The following is an 8,553-nucleotide window of genomic DNA, read 5'->3' on the forward strand; positions in this document are numbered from 1 at the left end:
ATGGCATAGATAGCCATGTCTGAGCATTTTCGCTCGTCCATTTAAATTGCATACAATATACATATAAGGAAAGTAGTTCATGAAAATTGATTGGAAAGGTGTTTATCCGGCGGTCAGTACGCAATTTCGTCAAGATCAGTCAATCGACTTAGACGCAACGCAAACCGTTATAGACAACCAGATTAAAGATGGTGTGAATGGCATTATCTGCTTGGGTACTGTCGGTGAGAACTGTGCGTTGTACCCGGAGGAGAAACGCCAGGTCTTGCAAGCGGCAAAAGAAGTCGTAAATGGCCGTGTGCCTTTGATTGCTGGTACAGCAGAGTCTATTACCACAGCAGCTGTTGATTACATGCAGGATGCGCACAAAATTGGTATCGATGGTTGTATGGTGATGCCTGCCATGGTTTACCGCACGTCTGAGAGCGAAACGTTCGAATATTACCGCACGCTAGCAGAAGCAACGCCAGAAATGCCAATCATGATTTACAACAACCCGGTTGCTTATGGTGTCGATGTAAACCTCGATATTATGGCGAAACTGGCTGAGTTTGAAAGTATTGTAGCTATCAAAGAGTCGACCACTGATACTCGTCGTATCACTGAGCTTTACAATAAATTTGATGACCGCTTTACCGTGTTCAGTGGTGTTGATGACATCGCTCTTGAATCATTGATGCTAGGTGCGACCGGCTGGATTTCTGGTTTAACCAACGCATTCCCAGAAGAATCCGTCGCGATTTATAAACTGGCAAGCCAAGGTCGTTATGCTGAAGCGTTAGAAATCTACCGTTGGTTCTTACCGCTACTGCGTTTAGACACCATTCCTACGCTGGTTCAGTGCATAAAATTGGCCGAGCAAGTCTGCGGACGTGGCTCTGAACAGGTTCGTGCGCCACGCCAACTCTTACAAGGTGAAGAGCGTCAACAAGTCATTCAAATGGTTGAACATGCGTTAGAAACCCGCTTAGACCTATCCAAATACAATCTGTAATTGTGCTGTTTAGTAGAGCGTTAACTTACGCTCTACTCATTCGTAATATTCAAAAAATGAGAAGAGGGAAGTCATGAGCACGGAAAACAAGGACTATGTCAGCTTTCAACACGTTAAGAAAACCTACGATGGCACAAATTTGGTGGTGAAAGACTTCAACTTAGATATTGCTCCTGGAGAGTTCGTTACTATGTTGGGGCCGTCAGGATCGGGCAAGACCACTTGCTTGATGATGCTAGCAGGCTTTGAAACTGTGACCGGTGGAAACATTTATATCGATGGCGTTCCTGTCAATCATCTCGCGCCGCACAAGCGTGATATTGGTATGGTGTTTCAAAACTATGCGTTGTTTCCACATATGACCATTGCTGAGAATCTTGCGTTTCCTTTAAAGGTGCGAAAACTCGACAGTGACACGATTCAAAGCAAAGTTCAGAGTGTATTAGAAATGGTCGAGCTTGAGCATGTTGCGACTCGATATCCGAAGCAGTTATCAGGTGGTCAACAACAGCGTGTTGCGTTAGCGCGAGCATTAGTGTTTGAGCCTAAACTCGTGTTGATGGATGAACCACTAGGCGCGTTAGATAAGCAGCTGCGTGAGCAAATGCAGATGGAAATTAAACATTTGCATGAAAAGCTTGGCATTACCATTTTGTATGTGACGCACGATCAAGACGAAGCTCTCACTATGTCCGACCGTATTGCGGTTTTTAATCACGGCGAAGTGCAACAACTCGCGACACCAACCGAGCTTTATGAATCTCCGAGTAATACGTTTGTTGCGCAGTTTATCGGAGAAAACAACCAACTCTCAGGTTTAGTCAAAGAGTGGGACGGAAAGTATTGCCAAGTGCTCGTTGGGAAAGAGTTATTTACTGCGAAACCTGTCAGAGTCTCTGAGCAAGGGCAGAGAACAACACTTTCCATTCGACCAGAAAAGATTGTTATTCAACCAGAGAAAGCGTCTTGTGAGAACCAAGTCTCGGGCGTCCTACGAGAATTGATTTATCACGGTGATCATTATCGTCTGGTCGTCGAAGTAGAGAGCGTTGGTCACTTCATCGTTAAAGTACCTAACGATAATCGTAAACACTTGCAGTTAACGCCTGGCTCAATTTGTCGTATTGGTTGGCAAAGTGACGATTGCCATGCTCTTGATGGGACACAAACTCAAAGTAGCGAGGTAGCAGCATGAGTCGAGAGCTAACCGCATTAGATTCTGTATTGGAAATCGAACGCCAAGTTCATGAGCAAGAAACCAATTTGAAAGCGCAGTTGCAAAAGGCCGAGCGCCGAAAAAAGCTTCGCTCCATTATGCTCACAACGCCATTGGTGTGTTTTATTCTGCTTACGTTTGCTTTTCCTATCCTCGACATGCTTTATCGAAGCGTGGATAACCGAGAAATATCCCTGTCACTACCACAAACTATTCAAGCCTTAGAAAGTTGGGATTATCAAGGTCAGCCTCATCAAGAAGTCATTGAGGCATTCTCTGTTGAAGTACTTGCGCTTTATCAAAGCAAAGAGCTGCCGAAAATAGCCAACCGGATGAATATTGAAGAGTCTGGTATGCGCAGTTTACTCATGAAAACCGGCAGAAAGTTGTCTCGTTTGACGTCGCTGCCGAGCTCGGTGACACAGCTAGCTAAGCTGGATAAGCGTTGGGCTAATCCTAAATATTGGGCGGCGTTTAAGAATCTTAGTGGCGCATTAACATTCAGTCACTATCTTGCAGCGCTAGACTTGCAAGTGAATGAGTTTGGAGACATTGAACCCCAACCAGAAAAACGCCAAATATACGTCGACCTTTTCTTTAAAACTTTTTGGATGTCTATCTCAATCACCTTAATTTGTTTGGTGATGGCGTACCCCGTTGCTTACCTGCTTGCCAATTTACCTGATAAGCGCGCGAACTTACTTTTAATTATTGTGCTGCTGCCATTTTGGACATCATTATTAGTCAGAACCACGTCTTGGATTGTTCTGCTGCAAAACCAAGGGGTCATTAATGATCTCCTTATTTGGTCGGGTTTTACTTCTGAGCGAATTCAGATGATTCACAATACCTTCGGAACGGTGGTGTCTATGGTTCACATTCTGTTGCCGTTTATGATCCTGCCTCTGTATAGCGTAATGAAAGGAATTAGCCCAACTTATTTCCGTGCCGCTCGTTCTCTAGGCGCGACGCCTTTCATTGCGTTCATCAAAGTTTATATGCCGCTTACGTTACCGGGGATAGGTGCGGGGGCCTTGCTCACTTTCATTCTTTCTATTGGTTTCTACATTACGCCCGCTTTGGTTGGTGGAAGAAGCGGACAGATGATCTCCAATATGATTGCCTATCATATGCAGACGTCACTGAACTGGGGGATGGCTGGCGCATTGGGTGGACTGCTTTTGTTCGTTGTACTGGTTCTGTTTTATATGTTCAACCGTGTGGTTGGCATTAATAATCTTAAGGTAGGAGGATAACCATGGCATTACCAAACTATGCATCAAAAGTAGAGCGAGTTGCTTACGCAGGTTACTTAGCTTTTTGTGGGGTGGTGCTGTTCTTTTTAATCGATCCAATTCTGACCATCATCCCGTTATCGTTTAATGCAACGCCTTACTTTACTTTTACCGAGGGGATGTTAAACCTTGATTCGGCAGCGTATTCTACTCGCTGGTATCAAGAAATGTTTACTAGTGATCAGTGGCTGTTGGCGCTGAAAAATAGCACGTTTATTGCTTTTATGGCGACACTCGTTGCAACAGGGCTGGGAACTCTGGCGGCGTTGGGTTTAGCCAGTAGTAATTTGCCTTTTCGTAATACCATTATGGCGCTGTTGATCTCACCCATGATCGTACCAGTCATTATCTCTGCTGCTGCGATGTACTTTTTCTACACACGCCTTGGCTTATCACAAACTTATCTAGGCGTCATTTTGGCACACGCCGCGTTAGGTACGCCTTTTGTTGTCATTACCGTTACTGCGACCTTAAGCGGCTTTGATCATAGCCTGGTAAAAGCGGCGGCTAGCTTAGGAGCAAACCCTGTTTATACTTTCAGACACATTACCTTTCCGCTGATTCGTCCGGGGATGATTTCTGGCGGCTTGTTTGCCTTTGGCACCTCGTTCGACGAGGTTGTGGTGGCGTTATTCCTGACTGGGGCAGAACAAAAAACCGTTCCGAGGCAGATGTGGTCAGGAATTCGAGAGCAAATTAGTCCGACCATATTGGCGGTCGCTACGTTGTTGATTTTTATGTCGGTGTGTTTGCTCGTGACATTAGAAGTTTTACGTAGACGTAATGCACGCATTCGGGGCATTCAAGAATAACCAGACTTTTTCTTTGTTGGTCACTATGCACTTTTATTTAGGGGCACCTCAATTTTTGACCAAGTGCGCCTTATTGTAGGCGCTTTTCTTTTGTGTTTGTCTTCAGCGATGACTGACATATCACTCTGGTAGCTTAATGCCAGCTTGCTCGAAACGTGCCAAAGGCGACTTGTTCGATTGCTGATACCAACTAGCTGGCATGTTTGGTTTAAGTTGGGCTTTTTCTTCCTTGCTAATCACAACATAGTGTAAAAACGCATCAAGTGTAGTTCCCATCACGTCAAACGTCATTTCCCCGTCTTTGCTGATGGCTTTCAATAACCCAACGACGGTTTCCTCAGAGACTAACGGTTCAACCACCGCCTTTTTTCGCTCTTTTATTGATGTTGAAGCGGGTAGGTTTGCACGTGCTGTCTCCCAGCAAACTTTGTTGGTTTTACTGACAAGGTTGTGCTTGTAGCAGTAGTAACTGAATAAAAAGCGTGGCAGGTTTTGCCAGCGTTCGGCTTGGACTTCTAACCAAAGGTGTTGTAGCTCAATATCAGCGTCGGTCATAAATATTATGGAAGATTATTAAAGTAGTGGCATTCTAACGTTTCATCAGCGATGCCGTCTATGATTCGGTTACTTCCCATCTTTATGTTGACACTTTGATTTTCAATGAAACAGTGACTTCTTATTACTGTAAATAGTGAGTGATTTGTCCAGTTTCTGACATTAGTGTTTGACTTGGGTAGTAGAGTGTGGGCGTTTTTTGTTTTGAAGCGTCAATATACATCATCACATACTCACGTCTTACTCTTTCTGAAATAAATACTTTTATCAAAGTAACTGTGTGATTTTCATTCAAATAGTATGTGTTTCATGGTGATGAAAATTCTGTTTATTGCGCTACAATCGAGTGTCGTTCGTAGAATGTAGCCTAATGACGAAAACCTTGCGTCTTCTATCTGGCTTTTTGTGTGCTACTTTTTAATAAGTATCTTTTGGGTGGGTTTTTATGTTTGGAGTTAAAAGAAATGCTGCTATCTCTGGCTTGTACCAAGCGAGTGAACTTAAAGCAAAGCTGTTCTCCAAGGATTTGGAAATCTTAAGACTTAGAGCTGAAACTGAGTTTAATAAAGTGCTTGATGAGCTACTAAGAATTAAAGATAACAATTCAAGGCTTCGTGAAAGTGGGCTTATTGATAAGCTTGAGCAAGAGAAGTCTAAATGGAACAGTGATCAGCTCAAAGACATCGAGCAACGTATAAGTAATGTCGAGTTCTGTATTAAGGATTGTGCTTTATATGTCAGCAACATTGAGTCCCAATTCGCTGAGGATAGCGGTTTAGGATATGGTGAACTGAGCAGTCGTTCCCTTGAAGACGAGTTGGAAACACTGTCTTTTAGTAAGATCCTTAACGCATCTGCACATGAGTACTTTTATAACTCTAAAGAGTATGAAATGTACCTTGAAAACACACCAAATACCGAATTTTTGCACGCGTTAAAAGAGCAAATTACCGCACTCTTCGACCACAAAGCAGCCTAGAACCTACAAAGTATTCGCCCATTGCCCGATTCCTTCTGCAGGGGCTTTGATTCGCGAATTTTTACCGACCCGCTTTGGAGTATACCTAGCCATTTAACGTGCTGGGTATACCCGTTTAACTACACGTTTCTTCTCTAGCTCATCTCTATTTTTTAACAAATACGAATTTTAAAAGCTCACTCCGTGTTCCTTCTAGTAACAAAAACTGATACCGCCACACCCAGTTGTTAACAAAATGTTTCTTCTTGTCTTGCGAGTAGATTATATGGAGATGCTCTTGCAGTAATAAGGGCAGTGGCGATGCAAAAGACGTAATGCATCTAAGGAAAACTCAATATAGAAGAAATTAGATGGAACTGAAGATTTTGAGTGTCGCGATTGCGACAACATTAACCAGCACTGGCGTATTTGCGTTAAGCGAGCCAGTTTCTCAAGTTACAGAGCAACATGCACATTCGGCTCATACACACGGTGTTGAATCCAATCGAGTTGAATACCAACCAACCGCAACTCTCCCTATTCAGCCCTCCAAGGCAACTCGAGTACAGTCACTTGAAAGCCTTGATGAGTCGAGCACTGCTTGTGATTTGGAAGCATTGGTTACCGAAAGCAGTAACCGATTGATCAGCGAAATTTTAAGGCAGGGCGCGACGTGTGTGAACCAGTTATTCTCTGCTGAAAGTCGGATTCAAGAGTCGGTATTTAGCTCCGATCATATGTACAACATCGCTAAGCACACTACGACATTGGCGAAGGGTTATACGGGTGGCGGGAGCGATGAACTCGAAACGTTGTTCTTATACTTACGCGCGGGTTATTACGCCGAGTTTTACAATGACAACATCTCATTTATTGAATGGGTCACACCAGCGGTGAAAGAATCAGTGGATGCGTTTGTTAATAACGCAAACTTCTACGAGAACAGCGACCGTCACGGCAAAGTGCTTAGTGAGGTCATCATCACTATGGATAGTGCGGGCTTGCAGCACGCGTACTTATCGCAAGTGACCCAGTGGCTCACACGTTGGAATGATCAATACGCCCAGCACTGGTATATGCGCAATGCAGTTAACGGTGTTTTCACTATTTTGTTTGGTGGGCAGTGGAACGAGCAATTTGTGCAAGTAATTGGTAACCAAACAGACCTTGCCAAAGCTTTAGGCGATTTTGCTCTAAGGGCGTCATCAATCGGTGCTGAAGATGAGTTTATGGCCGCGAATGCAGGGCGAGAGCTCGGGCGTTTGACCAAGTATACGGGTAACGCGAGTTCTGTTGTGAAGAGTCAGCTGAGTCGAATCTTTGAACAGTATGAAATGTATGGTCGGGGTGACGCGGTTTGGCTTGCGGCGGCGGACACCGCCTCATATTACGCAGATTGTAGTGAGTTCGGAATTTGTAATTTCGAAACTGAGCTAAAAGGCTTGGTGCTATCGCAAACTTATACTTGTAGCCCGACAATCCGAATTTTGTCTCAGAATATGACGCAAGAGCAACACGCGGCCGCATGTTCTAAAATGGGTTACGAAGAGGGTTACTTTCATCAGTCATTAGAAACTGGTGAACAGCCAGTAAAAGATGACCACAATACTCAGCTCCAAGTTAATATCTTCGATTCAAGCACCGATTATGGTAAGTACGCAGGGCCAATTTTCGATATTAGTACTGACAATGGCGGTATGTACTTGGAGGGTGATCCTTCCCAGCCGGGGAATATTCCCAACTTTATTGCTTATGAAGCCTCTTATGCGAACGAGGATCACTTTGTCTGGAACTTAGAGCACGAATACGTGCATTACTTAGATGGTCGATTTGATCTCTATGGAGGGTTTAGTCATCCAACTGAAAAAATAGTGTGGTGGAGTGAAGGCATTGCAGAGTATGTCGCTCAAGAAAATGACAACCAAGCAGCACTTGAGACGATTCTAGACGGTTCGACATATACCTTAAGTGAGATTTTCGAGACTACTTATGATGGGTTTGATGTCGATCGAATTTATCGTTGGGGGTACTTAGCTGTACGTTTTATGTTTGAAAATCATAAAGATGACGTAAACCAAATGCTGGTGGAAACACGCCAAGGGAATTGGAGCAATTACAAGGCCACGATCACCCAATGGGCGAATTTGTATCAAAGTGATTTTGAGCAGTGGCAGCAAGCCCTTGTCTCAAATGGTGCACCTAATGCAGTCATAACCGCAAACAGTAAGGGGAAAGTCGGTGAAAGCATTACATTTAGCAGTGAAAACAGTACAGACCCAAACGGGAAGATCGTCAGCGTCTTATGGGACTTCGGTGATGGCTCGACAAGTACACAAACCAAGCCGACGCACCAATATGGGAGTGAAGGGGAGTATTCGGTCAGTCTAAGTGTTACAGACAGTGAAGGCTTGATGGCAACCGCCACTCATAGTGTTGTTATCTCAACGTTGGGCGGTAATGACACATTGCCACAAGACTGCGCGGTGCAAAGTAAAGTAAGCGGTGGACGCCTAACAGCAGGAGAGCCTGTTTGCTTGGCAAATCAACAAACCATTTGGCTGAGCGTGCCAGCGGTGAATGAGAGCTCAAATCTGGCGATAACGACGGGGAACGGTACGGGCAACCTAAAGCTTGAATACAGTAACTCCGGTTGGCCGGATGATACTAATCTTCACGGGTGGTCAGATAATATTGGTAATGGAGAGTGTATTACGTTGTCAAAT

General features: G+C 44.3%; 7 protein-coding genes. 6 read left to right on the top strand and 1 reads right to left on the bottom strand.

Annotation, left to right across the window (positions count from 1 at the left end; all coding sequences use genetic code 11):
* Positions 1-79: 79 nt before the first annotated feature.
* From CAG69_RS02385 to CAG69_RS02400, 4 genes are all read left to right on the top strand, one after another.
* On the top strand, positions 80-994 hold the full coding sequence (locus CAG69_RS02385) for a dihydrodipicolinate synthase family protein (protein WP_033905160.1): 915 nt from the start codon (positions 80-82) through the stop codon (positions 992-994).
* Between the two features lie 73 nt (positions 995-1,067).
* Positions 1,068-2,189 carry an ABC transporter ATP-binding protein gene (locus tag CAG69_RS02390; protein ID WP_161442558.1) on the top strand — a complete coding sequence of 374 codons (1,122 nt, stop codon included), beginning with the start codon at positions 1,068-1,070 and terminating at the stop codon, positions 2,187-2,189.
* The gene (locus tag CAG69_RS02395) at positions 2,186-3,466 is read left to right on the top strand and encodes an ABC transporter permease (RefSeq protein WP_054577900.1); all 1,281 of its coding nucleotides are present in this window, start codon (positions 2,186-2,188) and stop codon (positions 3,464-3,466) included. The genes CAG69_RS02390 and CAG69_RS02395 overlap by 4 nt, the downstream gene beginning before the upstream one ends.
* A 2-nt stretch (positions 3,467-3,468) precedes the next feature.
* Positions 3,469-4,317: an ABC transporter permease gene (locus CAG69_RS02400; RefSeq protein ID WP_161442560.1), complete on the top strand. Its 849-nt coding sequence runs from the start codon at positions 3,469-3,471 to the stop codon at positions 4,315-4,317.
* 120 nt (positions 4,318-4,437) lie between these two features.
* On the opposite strand, the gene CAG69_RS02405 is transcribed toward CAG69_RS02400, so the two are convergent.
* A complete protein-coding gene (locus CAG69_RS02405; protein ID WP_161442561.1) occupies positions 4,438-4,872 on the bottom strand; it encodes a hypothetical protein in 435 nt (144 codons plus the stop codon).
* Between the two features lie 445 nt (positions 4,873-5,317).
* On the opposite strand from CAG69_RS02405, the gene CAG69_RS02410 reads away from it, so the two are divergent.
* Positions 5,318-5,851, top strand: coding sequence for a hypothetical protein (locus CAG69_RS02410; RefSeq protein WP_054574080.1), 534 nt, complete (start codon positions 5,318-5,320; stop codon positions 5,849-5,851).
* A 350-nt stretch (positions 5,852-6,201) separates the two neighbouring features.
* Positions 6,202-8,553: collagenase (locus tag CAG69_RS02415; protein WP_161442563.1), on the top strand; the 2,352-nt coding region annotated here is incomplete at its 3' end.

It is taken from the genome of Vibrio sp. V43_P6S15P86 (assembly GCF_009904725.1).
GTDB classification, from domain to species: domain Bacteria; phylum Pseudomonadota; class Gammaproteobacteria; order Enterobacterales; family Vibrionaceae; genus Vibrio; species Vibrio diabolicus.

Coding starts and splice junctions, on each gene's coding strand:
- CAG69_RS02410 (WP_054574080.1), top strand. CDS start 5,318: ATGTTTGGAGTTAAAAGAAATGCTGCTATCTCTGGCTTGTACCAAGCG.
- CAG69_RS02385 (WP_033905160.1), top strand. CDS start 80: ATGAAAATTGATTGGAAAGGTGTTTATCCGGCGGTCAGTACGCAATTT.
- CAG69_RS02395 (WP_054577900.1), top strand. CDS start 2,186: ATGAGTCGAGAGCTAACCGCATTAGATTCTGTATTGGAAATCGAACGC.
- CAG69_RS02400 (WP_161442560.1), top strand. CDS start 3,469: ATGGCATTACCAAACTATGCATCAAAAGTAGAGCGAGTTGCTTACGCA.
- CAG69_RS02390 (WP_161442558.1), top strand. CDS start 1,068: ATGAGCACGGAAAACAAGGACTATGTCAGCTTTCAACACGTTAAGAAA.
- CAG69_RS02405 (WP_161442561.1), bottom strand. CDS start 4,872: ATGACCGACGCTGATATTGAGCTACAACACCTTTGGTTAGAAGTCCAA.